The organism is Pontibacter sp. LHS2 (genome assembly GCF_058932845.1).
The window spans coordinates 1,312,791-1,327,737 of sequence record NZ_JBZYWG010000001.1 but is presented as its reverse complement, the minus strand read 5'-3'; the positions used below and the strand labels follow the sequence as shown (position 1 = coordinate 1,327,737).

12 protein-coding genes are annotated in these 14,947 nt (G+C 50.3%); 5 read left to right on the top strand and 7 right to left on the bottom strand.

What is annotated here, in order from left to right:
- Positions 1 to 38 precede the first annotated feature (38 nt).
- Together ald and AC5FX6_RS05725 are read right to left on the bottom strand one after the other, a co-directional pair.
- Positions 39 to 1,151, bottom strand: coding sequence for an alanine dehydrogenase (gene ald, locus AC5FX6_RS05730; protein ID WP_493596061.1), 1,113 nt, complete (start codon positions 1,149 to 1,151; stop codon positions 39 to 41).
- Positions 1,152 to 1,473: 322 nt separating this feature from the next.
- Positions 1,474 to 2,256: a DUF1573 domain-containing protein gene (locus AC5FX6_RS05725; protein ID WP_493596060.1), complete on the bottom strand. Its 783-nt coding sequence runs from the start codon at positions 2,254 to 2,256 to the stop codon at positions 1,474 to 1,476.
- Between the two features lie 190 nt (positions 2,257 to 2,446).
- On the opposite strand from AC5FX6_RS05725, the gene AC5FX6_RS05720 reads away from it, so the two are divergent.
- Positions 2,447 to 4,855: an alpha-ketoacid dehydrogenase subunit alpha/beta gene (locus tag AC5FX6_RS05720; RefSeq protein ID WP_493596059.1), complete on the top strand. Its 2,409-nt coding sequence runs from the start codon at positions 2,447 to 2,449 to the stop codon at positions 4,853 to 4,855.
- Between the two features lie 250 nt (positions 4,856 to 5,105).
- On the opposite strand, the gene AC5FX6_RS05715 is transcribed toward AC5FX6_RS05720, so the two are convergent.
- On the bottom strand, positions 5,106 to 5,717 hold the full coding sequence (locus AC5FX6_RS05715) for a hypothetical protein (protein WP_493596058.1): 612 nt from the start codon (positions 5,715 to 5,717) through the stop codon (positions 5,106 to 5,108).
- Positions 5,718 to 5,791: 74 nt separating this feature from the next.
- On the opposite strand from AC5FX6_RS05715, the gene AC5FX6_RS05710 reads away from it, so the two are divergent.
- Complete coding sequence (locus tag AC5FX6_RS05710) at positions 5,792 to 6,787, top strand: acyl transferase (RefSeq protein ID WP_493596057.1); 996 nt, start codon at positions 5,792 to 5,794, stop codon at positions 6,785 to 6,787.
- A 34-nt stretch (positions 6,788 to 6,821) separates the two neighbouring features.
- On the top strand, positions 6,822 to 7,748 hold the full coding sequence (locus AC5FX6_RS05705; protein WP_493596056.1) for a zinc-dependent peptidase: 927 nt from the start codon (positions 6,822 to 6,824) through the stop codon (positions 7,746 to 7,748).
- A 135-nt stretch (positions 7,749 to 7,883) separates the two neighbouring features.
- Here the strand turns inward: AC5FX6_RS05705 and AC5FX6_RS05700 are convergent, their stop codons facing one another.
- The gene (locus AC5FX6_RS05700) at positions 7,884 to 9,050 is read right to left on the bottom strand and encodes a sigma-54-dependent transcriptional regulator (protein WP_076421651.1); all 1,167 of its coding nucleotides are present in this window, start codon (positions 9,048 to 9,050) and stop codon (positions 7,884 to 7,886) included.
- Between the two features lie 123 nt (positions 9,051 to 9,173).
- Positions 9,174 to 10,070 (bottom strand): transglutaminase, encoded by an 897-nt coding sequence (locus tag AC5FX6_RS05695; RefSeq protein WP_493596055.1) that lies wholly within the window; start codon positions 10,068 to 10,070, stop codon positions 9,174 to 9,176.
- A 313-nt stretch (positions 10,071 to 10,383) separates the two neighbouring features.
- Here AC5FX6_RS05695 and AC5FX6_RS05690 point away from each other — a divergent pair, with 313 nt between their 5' ends.
- Entirely contained in the window at positions 10,384 to 11,763 is a 1,380-nt protein-coding gene (locus AC5FX6_RS05690; protein WP_493596054.1) for an alpha/beta hydrolase family protein, read from the top strand.
- Positions 11,764 to 11,789: 26 nt separating this feature from the next.
- Here AC5FX6_RS05690 and AC5FX6_RS05685 read toward each other — a convergent pair whose 3' ends face one another.
- Entirely contained in the window at positions 11,790 to 12,905 is a 1,116-nt protein-coding gene (locus AC5FX6_RS05685) for a hypothetical protein (RefSeq protein ID WP_493596053.1), read from the bottom strand.
- Positions 12,906 to 12,997: 92 nt separating this feature from the next.
- Entirely contained in the window at positions 12,998 to 13,789 is a 792-nt protein-coding gene (locus AC5FX6_RS05680; protein ID WP_493596052.1) for an FRG domain-containing protein, read from the bottom strand.
- A 242-nt stretch (positions 13,790 to 14,031) separates the two neighbouring features.
- Between AC5FX6_RS05680 and AC5FX6_RS05675 the strand changes: the two genes are divergently transcribed.
- Positions 14,032 to 14,898 (top strand): manganese catalase, encoded by an 867-nt coding sequence (locus AC5FX6_RS05675; RefSeq protein WP_493596051.1) that lies wholly within the window; start codon positions 14,032 to 14,034, stop codon positions 14,896 to 14,898.
- Positions 14,899 to 14,947: the final 49 nt, after the last annotated feature.

Below are 14,947 nucleotides of genomic sequence, written 5' to 3'. Positions count from 1 at the left end.
GAAGGCGCTCCACTTATAAATTCAGGCTATACCTTAGATTAAAGAACAGAGTCAACTTCAGTGTACTCCAGGTTGAAGGCTTCTGCCACACCTTTGTACACCACTTTGCCCTGTACCACGTTCAAGCCAAGCTTCAGCTCGTTGCTGTCGGCGCAGGCTTTCTTCCAGCCTTTGTTCGCCAGTTGAATAGCGTAAGGCAGGGTAGCGTTGGTAAGTGCCAGTGTTGAAGTATAAGGAACGGCACCCGGCATGTTCGCTACGCAGTAGTGTACCACATCGTCGATAATGTAAGTTGGGTTCTCGTGCGTAGTTGGCTTACAAGTCTCGATGCAACCACCCTGGTCAACGGCAACGTCAACTACAACGGTACCCGGACGCATTTCCTTCAGCATGTCGCGCGTGATCAGGTGAGGAGCTTTAGCGCCTGGGATCAACACGGCACCAATGATCAGGTCGTGCGTAGGAAGTAGTTCGCGGATATTATATTCGTTCGACATGAACGTGTTCACGTTGGCTGGCATGATATCGTCCAGGTAACGCAGACGGGCCAGGTTCGTGTCCAGGATAGTCACGTCAGCGCCCATACCTGCAGCCATTTTAGCTGCGTTGGTACCTACTACACCACCACCCAGGATCATCACCTTGGCTGGGCGAACACCAGGTACGCCACCCAGCAGGATACCACGGCCTTTCAGTGGTTTCTCCAGATACTTGGCACCTTCCTGAATGGACATACGACCCGCAACTTCTGACATAGGCACCAGCAGTGGGAGACTTCTGTCAGCACGCTCTACCGTTTCGTAAGAAAGGCAAACCGCTTTTTGCTTGATCATAGCGTGCGTCAGCGGCTCGTAAGAAGCAAAGTGGAAGTACGTGAACAGCAACTGGTCTTCTTTGATCAGGTTGTACTCTGACTCGATCGGCTCTTTCACTTTAATGATCATCTCAGCGATGCCGTATACCTCTTCAATGCTAGGCAGGATGTTAGCGCCAGCCTGAGTATACATTTCGTCTGTAAAACCGCTGCCTTCACCGGCAGTAGCCTGTACGTAAACGGTGTGGCCATTGCGCACCAGTTCCACCACGCCGGCAGGGGTTACGCCTACGCGGTTTTCGTTATTCTTGATTTCCTTTGGAACACCAATAATCATGTCGTTCTATTTATAGTATTAGATATTGGAAAAGCTGCGCAAATATACCATATCTATCTTGAAATAAAAGGCTAAACAGAAAACCTGTTTCAACATTGTCAGCACATTTGCAGTTGGCTGATTTAAAGTGCTTTGCTAAAGCTGGGGAGAGAGGCTAGTGTCGTTAAAAAGCGGTTCGTATCGAACTCTGGATGAAGGGAAGCTCCCACAGGCTTGGGAATTGCATCGTAAGGTGCTGGGAGTTTTGTACACGATAGCACTAAATGAAAAAAGGCAGTGATAAAATCACTGCCATTAGTACAAAATAAAACTATGAAAAAAACTATCTGAAAGGTACCGGCTGACTGCCCTCCCTTAACATATTCTTTTGAGCCAGACTCTCTACTACATTTGCCTTCAGCGTAAGCTTCAGGTCTGGCATTACTATATCATTTGATACGATGGTTACTACCTCGTTTTGCTCCCTTAACATCGTGGGAATGTAGGTTAGTTCCAAAGTTGCCTGCTGTCCCGGTTTTAATGATGGTTCCGAAACTTTATAGGTTACGCAGTTGCAGTTTGCCTTCACACCCTGCACTACCAGGTCCTGCCGACCTGTATTTTTGATTGTAAACTTTGCCACCGCTTTTTGTCCTTTTTCAAGTTTTCCGAAGCTATGTGAAGTAGTTCCAACAGCCAAACGCGGCGAATTTGCTTTTTGTTCCGGCGTGTGACTAGTTTTTAAATCTTTTGGTCCAACTTCTCCTTTAATGAAAATAACGGCCTGTGGTGTGGCAGCGTTAGAGATTACAGAAATAGACTTATGGAATGGTCCCGGACGGCCATTGCTGTTATACATCGCCTTGATTACACCGGTTTTTCCTGGCATGATCGGGTCTTTGGTCCACTCTGGCGTGGTGCAACCACAAGATGGCTGTACCTGCGCTATAACCACAGGCTTGTCACCTACGTTCTTCACTACAAACTCATAAGAGGCGATCACACCCTCAGCGAAAGTGCCAAAGTCATGCGTTTCTTTCTCAAACTTGAGTTCACCCTGCGCCTGGGCCGAAAAACCAGCCAACAGAAGGCTAAGTAATGTAAGTAAGTAAAATTTTCTGTTCATGGTGCTAATTAAAAAAATATTGCGATTGTAAAAGGAGGTTCTGCAAACAAACAAAGATATAAAATCTTTTGACAAATAACAGCAACAATTCCTATGCCTAATTAGGCGGCAGAAGGGCTCTAATTTGATTTTAGGCTAATCTTCTGTACTTTTGAAGAGAAATTCCACTATAAGCTTTTACAGACAAGACATGCAAACTGCTGAAGCATCTATAACTCAACGATTAAGCGTTCAAGAAATACTGACTGATTACCGCATTGCCTGGGAGAGTCGCCATGCAAGCCTTGCTGGCCGCAAAGAGGTGTTCATGGGCAAAGCCAAATTCGGTATTTTCGGCGATGGCAAGGAGGTAGCCCAGCTGGCGATGGCCAAGTTCTTCCAGAACGGCGATTTTCGCTCAGGCTATTATCGTGACCAAACCTTTATGTTTGCCATCGGCGAACTGACGCTCCAGCAATATTTTGCACAACTATATGCACATACCGATGTGGAGGCTGAGCCCTCTACTGCTGGCCGTGCCATGAACGGCCACTTCGGTACCCGTTTGCTCGATGAGGAAGGGAAATGGAAGAACCTGATGGAGCAGAAAAACTCCAGCTCTGATATTTCGCCTACAGCATCGCAGATGCCCCGTCTAGTAGGACTGGCCTACGCCTCAAAGTTATATCGTCAAAACCCTGATTTGCAGGGTATGCAGCAGTTTTCAGTGAATGGAAACGAGGTTGCCTTTGGTACGATTGGCAATGCCTCTACCTCTGAAGGTATGTTCTTCGAGGCGATCAACGCGGCCGGTGTATTGCAAGTGCCGATGCTGGTATCTGTTTGGGATGACGGTTACGGTATTTCGGTGCCAGCTGAGTATCAAACTACGAAAGGAAGTATTTCTGAAATTCTGGCCGGTTTCCAGCGCAACAACCGCGAGGAGCAGGGCTACGAGATATTTAAAGTGAAAGGCTGGGATTACCTGGCACTTTGCGAAGCTTATGAGGCAGCCGTTAAGGTATGCCGTGAAGAACATGTACCTGTACTGGTGCATGTAGAGGAAGTTACGCAGCCACAAGGACACTCGACCTCTGGCTCGCACGAGCGCTACAAGTCTAAGGATCGTCTGGCTTGGGAAGCTGAGCACGACTGCCTGGTGAAAATGCGCGACTGGATGCTGAGTGCTGGTGTGGCCACTGCTGAACAGCTTGACCAAATTGAAAACGAGGCAAAAGAAGCTGTACGACAGGCACGTACTGCCGCTTGGTCAGCATTTGCTGACAGCATCAAGGCAGACCATGAAGAGGCCCTGACGCTGATGGATAATCTGGCAGCTGCCAGCGAGCATATCACTGAAATCGCTACTATCACAGAAGAGCTACGAAAAACCGGAACCCCGATCCGCAGCGATGCAGTGAGAGCGGTACGCAAAGCACTCCGTTACGTACGCGACGAAAACAACCAGGCCAAGCGAGAATTGGTTGGTTGGCTGGAGCAGACCATGGGTGAGAATGCTGACCGATTTAACTCCTATTTATATAGCCAGTCCGAAGAGGCTGCTTTGCTAGTAGAGGAAATCAAACCGGAGTTTGCGGAAGACGCGCAGCAAGTGGATGGACGCGAAGTGTTACAAGCTTGCTTCGATGCCATGCTGGCCCGTGATCCGCGAGTGTTTGCCATTGGCGAAGACGTAGGCCGTATTGGTGATGTGAACCAGGCTTTTGCCGGTCTGCAGGAGAAACACGGTGAGTTGCGTGTGACCGATACAGGTATACGCGAGTGCACTATCATCGGACAAGGTATAGGAGCAGCTCTTCGCGGTCTTCGCCCGATCACTGAAATCCAGTACCTCGACTACTTATTATATGCTATCCAGATTCTGTCTGACGATGTAGCCTGCCTGCAGTATCGTACCAAAGGTGGTCAAAAGGCTCCTCTGATCGTACGTACCCGCGGCCATCGTTTGGAAGGTATCTGGCATTCTGGTTCTCCTATCGGTATGATTCTGCACAGCATCAGAGGGATGCACGTGCTGGTGCCGCGCGATATGACACAGGCAGCTGGTTTCTATAACACACTGCTTAAATCTGACGAGCCGGCACTGGTAATTGAGTGTCTGAACGGCTACCGTCTGAAAGAGCGCATACCTAGCAACATAGGTGAATTTACCGTGCCGCTTGGCAAGCCGGAAGTACTGAAGGAGGGTACTGATATTACCATCGTGACTTATGGTTCTATGTGCCGCATTGTGATGGATGCTGCCCGTCAGCTCGAGGAGTTCGGGATCTCTGCCGAAGTGATTGACGTACAGTCTTTACTGCCGTTTGACCTGGAGCACATGATCACAGACTCGATTCGTAAGACTAACCGCGTACTGTTTGCTGACGAGGATGTGCCAGGTGGTGCAACCGCTTACATGATGCAGCAGGTGGTAGACGAGCAGGGCGCCTGGCGTTACCTGGATTCGAAGCCGCAATGCCTGTCAGCGCATGCGCACCGTCCTCCTTACTCGTCTGATGGCGACTACTTCTCTAAGCCAAACCCAGAGGATGTGTTCGAGACAGTATACGAGATCATGCACGAGGCCGATCCAAAGGCTTATCCTGTGATTTATTAGCCTGCAGTAGGCTCTGAGGTCATTTAGCTTTAGAACCTGCCAGGTATAGAACAATAGGCTAGTGGCCCTGCTTGTCATGATTCAGAACAAGTGGGGCCACTAGTCATTTTTAGCTTAAAGCTAGCTAAGGTTGCTCTTAGGTATAGCGACAGTCTTAGTATTAGGAATACTTGAAAGTCATTTGAGATAAAACAGCAAGGCCCTGTACCGCGTGATACAGGGCCTTGCTGTTGCTATACCTGATTCCTGTTTAGCCTGCTGGCTGAAATAAGGTAATTTCGTCAGTTGTCACGACATTGCTGCGATTCGGTACAGGGGTCGTGCGGTCGTAGATATAGATGTCAAACTTGATGACTGTACCTGGGCGGAGCAATGGAAATTCCGATGCGTTGATTTCGTTGATGCTATACTTGATTTCACCCTCAAGCGGTTCTGGACGATCATCCGCTGACAGACGCTGGAAGCGACCTGAGAACTGGAAGCCTGGCACCGGAAAAGGGTAAGGTATAAAGCGGGAATTGCCTGGGTTGTTTGGATCTGGGACCTTGATGTACATCACCGTATGAAAATTTTGCTCGTACGGGGAGCCTTCATTGAAAGGAGGTCGGAAATCATCAGATTCCCGGTTACTGGAAAGACCCAGGTTGCCGTCGCCGTCTTTAAAGCCAATGACCAGCACTAGCGAATCTCGCAAAGAGGTGATATCTGGCCTTTGAGGAAAAGGAGTGTCCACAAAATAGTATTGCTCTACGCGTCTGAATTCAATCTCAGGCACTACGTCATAGACAGGCTCTTTACGGCAGGAGCTAAGGGCCAGCAGCAATAGCAGGCAAGGCGCACCATACTTTAGCAAGTATCTCATGTGGGATCTCAGAAAATGAAGCTAAATTTACTAAATCAAACGAACAGATACAGGAATTGTTATAAATAATTTGGATGGATTTCAAAGCCCGACACCTGCAGCTATCACTGGCTGATCAGCCTTTCGATTTTGCAGAAACTGCCCTGGCGCTTTTCAGGTACCAGGCTGAGCATAACCTGATATACCGTGACTATCTGCAACACCTGGGGCGTGATCCTAAGCAGGTCGCTCAGTTGGAAGAGATTCCTTTTCTGCCCATTGAGTTCTTCAAGACGCACGAAGTCAAGACAGGTGCATTTCGGCCGGAGGTGACCTTCTATAGTAGTGGTACCACCCAGATGACGCGTAGCCGACACCAAGTAGCCAGCCTTGACTGGTACCTGCGCACTACAAAGCATATTTTCGAGTCATTCTACGGCCCCTTGACTGATTATGTAGTGCTGGCGCTGCTACCCTCATACCTGGAGCAGGGTGGTTCTTCCCTTGTCGCCATGGCCGATTATTTTGTGAAGCAGTCAGGGCAGCAGGAGGAAGGCTTCTACCTGCGTAACCATGACGAGCTGCTACAAACTGTAAAAAGGACACAGCAGATAGGAAAAAAAGTACTGCTGATCGGTGTTTCCTACGCTTTGCTTGACTGGGCTGATGAACTGAAAGGGCAGGAGGATTTCAGCCATGTGACCATTATGGAGACCGGCGGTATGAAAGGACGCCGACGGGAGATGATCCGGGAAGAACTGCACGCCTACCTGAAGCGTGGCTTTGGGGTGAATGCGATCCACTCAGAGTATGGCATGACAGAGCTGCTATCGCAGGCTTATTCCTTAGGTGATGGCCTCTTTCATCCGGGCTATACCTTGCGGGTGCTCTTGCGCGACCTCAACGATCCCTTTGACATTCGTCCGGATATGCGTACAGGCGGCATCAATGTCATTGACCTGGCCAATGTTGACTCCTGTGCTTTCATAGAAACAAAAGATATCGGGCGTCTGAAACCAGACGGAACCTTCGAAGTGCTGGGCCGCTTTGATAATTCTGACATCCGGGGCTGTAATCTTTTGATTGCCTAACATCCAAAATATCAATTCGCCGTTTAAGCTGCCCATGGGTTACATATTTTTTATTGCACTGGTGGCAGGTATGCTGCTGCTGTTTTACAGGTGGGCCACCCGCAAGGAGCGTCACCGCAAGCAGATTTTAGAGAAAGGCTTTCCGGTTGAGTGGCGCAAGATCCTGCAGGACCGTGTAGGCTTTTACCATACTTTAAAAACCGAAGAGGAGAAACAACGCTTTGAGCGGAAGCTTCTTCTTTTTGTGTCCGAAAAGCGCATCACAGGTATAGACACAGAGGTAGATGACACGACCAAGGTCCTGGTTGGCTCTAGCGCCATCATCCCGATATTCGGGTTCAAGGATTGGGAGTATCACAACCTGGGAGAGGTGCTGGTTTTCCCCGGTAGTATTCACAGGTATAAGAATCAGGATAACGAAGCTGTTTCTGAGGTACTGGGACGTGTGAATCCGTTTCAGAACGATCATTACGTTACCTTGTCCAAACCGGCGCTGGAGCAGGGCTTTAATGATATGGCTGACCGTAAGAATGTGGGTATACACGAGTTTGCGCACATGCTCGATCAAGCTGATGGCGAGATAGACGGTGTACCTAAGGCTTACTTGCCGGACGAGTTGCTGCAGCCCTGGGAGGAGCTGATGTACCGCAAAATCAGCCAGATCGAAAAAGGAAAGTCTGATATTAACAATTATGGCGCGACCAGCGAGGCAGAATTCTTTGCGGTGGTCACGGAGTATTTCTTCGAGAAACCCGACCAGTTAGCTGAAAAGCACCCACGCCTGTACGAAATGCTGACCAAAGTCTTTCAGCAGAACCCCAAAAGGCGGTTTCGTCTCAACTTCCGGGCATTGCTTAACCCCTATGGCAAACGCCTGGGTCGAAACGAGCCTTGCCCTTGTGGCAGCGGGAAGAAATACAAGCAATGCTGTATGCTGAAGAAGGGCAAAGCGGCAGCGTAATGAAAGCCTTAAGAGCTGATTCCAGAATAGCTATTACTGTGGTGTGGTTGAATCTCCAACAGTACGGCAGGTATAAAAGCAAAGCGCCCCGGCCAATTGGTCGGGGCGCTTTGCGTAGGTGAGTATAAGGTATGGTTAAGAACCGGCAGGACGGGCGTAAGCCTTGGCGTCTTCGAGCGTCACTTCCTGACCGCTCATGATCACCAGGCGCTCCACCACGTTGCGCAGTTCACGCACGTTGCCGCGCCAATCCAGCGTCTTTAAGTATTCCAGCGCATCGTTTGTGATGGCCTTCGGCTTGTTGCCGTAGTCATTGGCGATGTCCTGCAGGAACTTCTGCACCAGATCAGGTATATCCTCGCGGCGCTCGTTCAACGGCGGCACATGGATCAGGATCACGCCCAAACGGTGGTACAAGTCTTCGCGGAAGGTTTTGGCTTCAATCTCTTCCAGCAGGTTTTTGTTCGTAGCAGCCAGCACACGCACATCCACCTGGATGTCTTTGTCGCCACCTACGCGAGTGATTTTATGCTCCTGTAGGGCACGCAGCACTTTGGCTTGTGCTGACAGACTCATGTCGCCCACCTCGTCCAGGAAGAGCGTGCCGCCATTCGCCTGTTCAAACTTACCAATGCGCTGCTTCACGGCAGAGGTAAAAGAGCCCTTTTCGTGTCCAAACAATTCACTTTCGATCAGTTCACTCGGTATAGCGGCGCAGTTTACTTCGATGAGCGGGCCATTGGCGCGGTTGCTATGCTCATGTATAGCACGCGCCACCAGTTCTTTGCCCGATCCGTTTGGACCGGTGATCAGCACACGGGCATCGGTAGGGGCAACTTTCTCAATCGCCTGCTTAACGCGGCCCAGTGCTTCTGAAGTACCTACCATTTCGTAGGTCTTCGATATTTTCTTTTTGAGGATCTTGGTCTCGGTCACCAGGTTCGACTTGTCCAGCGCATTGCGTACCGAGACCAGCAAGCGGTTCAGATCCGGTGGCTTCTGCAGGAAGTCGTAGGCGCCTTTTTTGGTGGCTTCCACGGCCGTGTCGATGGTGCCATGCGCTGATATCATGATAAAAGGAGTGTCAGGTGCCATTTCCATGGCTTTTTCCAGCACTTCTATACCATCCATACCTGGCATCTTGATGTCGCAGAGCACTACGTCATACTTCGACTTGCCAATTTGATGTAGGCCTTTCTGGCCGTCCTCGGCTTCATCTACAGTATAGTTTTCAAACTCCAGGATCTCTTTCAGGGTGCTGCGAATGGCCCGTTCGTCATCTATAATCAGGATTTTGGGCATATTTTTTTCGTTCGTTTTATGCTGTAAACGGTAAGTATAGAAAATAAACAGCCGCTAATCAAGCGGCTGCAGCATTTGTACGATAAATCCAAAAATTTAGCTACCCGTCAGGTGTAACCGGTATTAAGAATTCGTGAAGTTGATCACGCTATACAGTTCCGGCTCCAGGAAAGGACCACCCGGATAACCTGCCGTATAATCGAAGTTGATCCAAAGCTCTCCGTTGGTTTCATGGAAATGGATCTTGCCGCCGGTCACTTCATCCGGGAAGAGTGAGCGCACTGCATAACTTACCTTGTCCAGATCTTCCACGGTTCCCATCTTCACCTCCGTGTACATATGGTTGGGCGAAATCACAATGCGGGCCTCGCCGCCAATGGCCATGATAGAGGAGGCCATCAGGATGGCATAGTCATCGCAGTCGCCGGCCAGCAGTTTTATGCTCTCGGTAGGAGGAGAGTAGTAGTCGAGGCCGAGCGGGTCGTTTACATAGCGCCAGCTGTTGCGCACATGCTTGAAGAGTGAGAAATAGCGCACTATCTTACCATACTTGCGGTAATACTCGTCATGAAAATAGCGGGTGGAGTTCTCCACGGCAAAGGAGCGCACCACAGGATGGGTTGGCTGCATGGCACTCTTCACGCGACGCTCCTGAAAATAAGTACCTTTGACAGGTTTAAAATAAGATACTTTGCTGGAATTGCTGGTCATGTTCACCAGCATGGCATTGTAGTCGGCGTAGAGGTTCTCTACCGTATAGTCATCGAAAGTGCTGTTGAAGAACATAGCCCCCATGATGCCCACGAAAGCCAGCAGGATAAGTTTTTTATTGATGCTGGTGACAATTACAGAGATAATAGCCGCCAGAATAACGCACAACAGGAAGTTCAGCTCATAGTCGATGAAACTGATGGGCGGTAGGTAAAAACTGATAAGGACCGCCATCGGAAACACGATGATGATCTGGATGAACCGAACTAAAAACGTAGTCAGATTAGAGAGCTTGAAAAATTGCGTCATGATTCCCTGCTTTTGTGGTTTCTGGCGCCTATGGCCCTTCTGGCTTTATAAGTGCATTGGCTTAATTTGTCTTATACCTGTAACGCAAAATCCAGGCCTTTTTACTCACTGTTGATCCCGAAAATTTTAAATTTTTTACCTGCGTAGCGGGATGCTGATAATTTCGGCAATATTTTCCATAATCAGAAAGCCTTTTTAGGCAAAAAGGTTAAAATTTAGTTAAAAGTGGGCGTTTTAAGCTGACTCTTCTCGCAATGCTTCGCCCTACCGCGTAAATTGAGTGCATCATTGCATCAGCTTAATATTCTGCACTATGAAGAAACCAATTTGCTTGCTCTTTGTTCTCTGTCTCTTTGCCTGCTCTGTGGCATGGGGGCAACATCTGCAGCGCCGTCCTTTCCTGGGGGTGCAGGTATCGCCGGTCACCGACTCGCTGGCCATTGCTAATCGCTTGTCCGGTACCCAGGGAGCCTTTGTGCGGCGCGTGATTCCCAACAGCACGGCTGCCGCTCTCAAGCTACAGGCCGGCGACGTGATTGTGCGTGTCAACGGCACACCCGTCAACAACTACATGGACGTGCCTGCGATGGCCCGTCATTTTCGCACAGGCGAGTCTGTGTCACTCGATCTCAATCGCAAGGGTAAGCAGACCACTGTAAAGGGAAAAGTACAACCCATGCCTTTCGAAACCGACCCGCGTGCGGAGGTGCGGTATGGGGAGGTGCCCCTTTCTGACAATCGCTACGCCCGCTCCATCCTGAAAAAGCCGAAAGGCAAAGGCCGCTTCCCGACTGTGTTTTTTGTGCAGGGCTATGGCTGCAGCAGCCTGGATAACCTGCCGGCCGAAGACCCGCAGCGGCAGCTGATCGATGGCCTGGTAGCCCGGGGTTATGCTGTTTTCAGGATGGACAAGCCCGGTTCGGGTGACAGCCAGGGAAGCAAGCCCTGCACGGAGATCGGTTATCAGGAAGAGTTGGAGGCGTTCACAGCCGGTCTGAAGCTGCTGAAGCAGGATCCCGCCGTTGATCCGGAAAACGTTTTCCTGTTTGGCCACTCCCTCGGTGGCAATACGGCTCCACTGATGGCGGCCCGTGAAAAAGTGAAAGGCCTGATGGTATACGGCATCACGGGAAAACCCTGGTTTGAGTACCTTTTGGAGGTATACCGCAACCAGCGCACCCTTCTGGGAGCTGATTACGTCCAGGTAGACAATGACATGCGAACCGTGGTGCCGTTGCTTTACGAGTTTATGATTCTGAAGAAAACGCCGGAAGAGCTGGCGAAAAATCCTGATTACCGCACTGCGCTGGAAAATATCATGGATTACGATGGGCAAGGGCACCTGTATGGCCGGCACTATACTTTCCTGCAGGATCTGCAAGACCTCCCCATGGGCCAGGCATGGCGCGATGCCAACGCCTATACCCTGGCAATCTACGGAGAAGCCGATATCGCTGCTCTGGACCCAACAGGTGCTCGGTTAGTGGTAACCCTGGTTAACAGCTATTATCCTGGCAAAGCCACTTTCGAATTGCTGCCCCGTACCGACCATGGGTTTATGGAAGTAGGCACCATGCAGGAGCACGTAAAGAGGCGAGGAAGTGCGGAAGAGGATACTTTCCGGCCCACATTCAACCAGAGACTAGTGGACTTGGTGGATACCTGGATGAAAGACAAAATAAAGAGAGCGTAGCCGACGGCTACGCTCTCTTTATTTTTCTATTGGTACTGGATATACAATGGCTTTGGATTAAGCTTGAGAATCTCTTCTGGCGTCATCAGGCGGGAGTTGTTGCGGGTGTCGTTCTTGTAGAACACCTTGAAACCTGTAAACTGTACCGGCTCTTTGGCGATAAAACGGCGGTATGTGTCCCTTTTGAGCGCCGGTGGCCCCCAGCCGTCCATGTGCATGACCACCTGTACCTCTGGTCTTAGCTTGATGTTCTGTGTATTCTGGATCATGCGCTGCGTGAAGCGGTGCACGATGAGCAACTTAGGCGGCAGGTTATACTCTTTTGTGATGTCAGCAAGCATTCCGGTGGCGTAGTTAATGTCTTCGGCGTCAAAGCTTCCGATTTTCTTTCCCGGTACTTCGCCGTCCTTCATGGCAAACTCAGCATCTATACCTAAGTGCACGTTCGGTAGCTTCAGGAACTGGGTCAGGCGGGGAAGTTCCTCAGGCAGGGTACTCCGGCCTACCTGTACGTCCAGAAATACAATAGCATCACGCTGTCTGGCCATCTCCAGTACATCCTCGATCATCTTATCGGTCATGCGCAGGCGGTACTTGTCGCCACGGCCGGGATGCCCCTGGGCTGTAACCACAATTACGTGCAGGGCAGGTTGAACCGGTGTCAGGGAGTCAGCTTTTGTCCAGTTGGCTACTTCCTCGTCCAGGCGGCGTAGCATTTCGTCCACCGGATACTCACCCAATATGCCCATGCGCTTTGACAATGGGTTGCCATAGTAGGCCAGAATGCGCTTGTGTGGAAGTATGGCACCTGGCAGCGGTTCAGGACCTGGGTATACTGTAGGTGCTTCAGCAGCAGCAGCTGGTGCAGGCGCAATAGTTGGTTTCTGTGCCGCTGCGGTGTCAGTAGAGGCGGTGACAGTGCTGTCAGCTGGTTGAGCCGGCAGTTCATACTTTTCAGTTGAAGCCGGCAACGAAGCTGAATGGACCTCTTTGTCCTGGGTGCAGGAAGTCGTGCCTAGCAAGAGTGTGGCTGCCAACACTGCCGCAGCAGGTTTTAGGTGTTTTTTAAAGGGATAGGGTGGTAAGTTGTTCAGCATGAAGCTTTTGATCGCTTCACGGGTAGTGAGTAAAAAGGAATTCATGGGCGGGTATAGGTATGCGGTGTAAATAGTTTATTAAAGTATAGATATTTTGTGAGGAAACAGCGGCCAGTCTTCCTTTTTTAGTGAAAAACTCACTCATGCGTATAGTGGCGCTTCAACCATTGGCTCAGCCCCTGCAAACCCGGGAAGAGCACCCGCTCCGTGATGTTGGCCTGATCCAGTTTGTCGCGTATTTCCCACTTCAAGCTGGCTGGAATAATCACTTTAAAGTACAGTTCCGGATGCTGCTCCAGCCACTGGCTCATGTTTGCCTGTGCCGTTGACATCAGAGAGAAGAGAGCATACTGGTGCACAATCCGGGCGTCTAATGAAGGTGGCTCCAGGAACACCACATATTCTTTCTCCTGAAGCAAAGCCAGTTCCTTGAGAGAAGAACAAACGGGTTGCAGTATCTCGGGCGTAAACACATTGGAGCCCTCTTCTTTGATAGCCGTTTGCAGTTTGAGCGGCAAAAAGTCATTGGCTTTCACGTAGTCCACGCACCAGATAGCGCCGTCTTCATGATAGCTGGACAGGTCCTGGGTGGCAAAATGCAGCGCTACATAGGGCGAATAGGTCCAGTCGAGCAGGCGGGTAGGCAGACCGTGGTGCTGAGCCACTGCCAGCCAGTTCCAAACAGAATCGCCGGGGGCAGAATTGCTGTGGGCGTACTTTCGGAAGTTCCGCAAAATATGGGGCTCCAGTTCGTAGTAGCGGCTGCCAAGGCGGGTTAAACTGGTGCTCAGGTCGTACTCCTTGCTCCAGCTGCCACGGTATACATACGAGGAGCGGAATCGTTTTATATTCTCGTTCCAGCTGTGGTCGAACAAGGCCGATTGTACCTCTGCCCAACTGTTTACAATGATGTCTTTTCCGGGTTCCATGTAATCGTTTTGCTGTCTTACAATAGCAGGCGGCGGGGTTGCTTCCTATACCTTATTAGCTGAAAAATGTTATAGTATGGAGCCGACAACGCTGATATATTCTCAGCGGAATGCTTCTATACCTATACTTTTATGCAACTATGTTTTTGTGTTTTAACGTTACGTATTTGTACTTGATTTATAACATCTGATACTGCATGCCGTAAGTTCTGAAATGTTTTACTCATAAGTCCTATACATCTATGTTTTATCATGATAACAAACTACAGTACAAAGTGAGGGTAGAAAAGCCAAACCCGGCTTTTGCTAATATGTTGCAGCAAGCCATTGGTGGCATTGAAGGGGAGATCAGAGTTTGTCTGCAGTACCTGTTCCAGGCTTGGGGTGCAAGGGGACCTGCCAAGTACCGTGACATGCTGCTGGAAACCGGAACAGAAGAGATGGCCCATATTGAAATGCTAGCCACGGCCGTCGCGCTGAATCTGGAGGGCGCGCCGCTTTCTTTACAGGAAGATATGGCTAAAGATAAGGTGATTGGCGCTGTAATGGGCGGGATGAATCCGCGGCACGTGCTTTCCTCAGGTCTTGCCGCGATGGCAGTCGACAGCAATGGCGTTCCGTTCAACGGCTCCTGGGTAGTAGGGAGCGGCAACCTGGCTGCTGATATGTATGCCAACGTAATGGCTGAGTCCACGGGCCGCGTGCTGGCAACCCGACTGTGGGAGGCAACTGATGACCCAGGCATGAAGGACATGCTTGCCTTCCTGATCGCCCGTGATACCATGCACCAGAACCAGTGGCTGGCTGTGCTGGAGGAGCTTGGCGGCTTAGAGGGCGTTCACCCCATCCCGAACAGCTTCCCGCAGGCTGAGGAGAACCAGCAGTTTAACTATGCTTTTGTGAGCACGGCCGTTAACGGGGCGCCACGTGCAGAGGGCCGTTGGTCTCAGGGTACTTCCATGGACGGCAAAGGCGAGTTTAAGATGACACCGGCAGAGCCCCAGGGTGGTGAGCCTCAGCTAGGGCCGCCAGATCCAAGAGGTCACGCCCAAGTAGAACAGATGGACGGCAAAGGAGGAATCATCAATAAGATAAAAGGAGCGCTTTAAGCCATTAAGATACCCATAGAAGGAGAAGCGGGTGCAGGTTTTATACCTG

Coding starts and splice junctions, on each gene's coding strand:
- AC5FX6_RS05695 (WP_493596055.1), bottom strand. CDS start 10,070: ATGACGCAATTTTTCAAGCTCTCTAATCTGACTACGTTTTTAGTTCGG.
- AC5FX6_RS05720 (WP_493596059.1), top strand. CDS start 2,447: ATGCAAACTGCTGAAGCATCTATAACTCAACGATTAAGCGTTCAAGAA.
- AC5FX6_RS05725 (WP_493596060.1), bottom strand. CDS start 2,256: ATGAACAGAAAATTTTACTTACTTACATTACTTAGCCTTCTGTTGGCT.
- AC5FX6_RS05705 (WP_493596056.1), top strand. CDS start 6,822: ATGGGTTACATATTTTTTATTGCACTGGTGGCAGGTATGCTGCTGCTG.
- AC5FX6_RS05715 (WP_493596058.1), bottom strand. CDS start 5,717: ATGAGATACTTGCTAAAGTATGGTGCGCCTTGCCTGCTATTGCTGCTG.
- AC5FX6_RS05685 (WP_493596053.1), bottom strand. CDS start 12,905: ATGAATTCCTTTTTACTCACTACCCGTGAAGCGATCAAAAGCTTCATG.
- AC5FX6_RS05690 (WP_493596054.1), top strand. CDS start 10,384: ATGAAGAAACCAATTTGCTTGCTCTTTGTTCTCTGTCTCTTTGCCTGC.
- AC5FX6_RS05675 (WP_493596051.1), top strand. CDS start 14,032: ATGTTTTATCATGATAACAAACTACAGTACAAAGTGAGGGTAGAAAAG.
- AC5FX6_RS05700 (WP_076421651.1), bottom strand. CDS start 9,050: ATGCCCAAAATCCTGATTATAGATGACGAACGGGCCATTCGCAGCACC.
- AC5FX6_RS05680 (WP_493596052.1), bottom strand. CDS start 13,789: ATGGAACCCGGAAAAGACATCATTGTAAACAGTTGGGCAGAGGTACAA.
- AC5FX6_RS05710 (WP_493596057.1), top strand. CDS start 5,792: ATGGATTTCAAAGCCCGACACCTGCAGCTATCACTGGCTGATCAGCCT.
- ald (WP_493596061.1), bottom strand. CDS start 1,151: ATGATTATTGGTGTTCCAAAGGAAATCAAGAATAACGAAAACCGCGTA.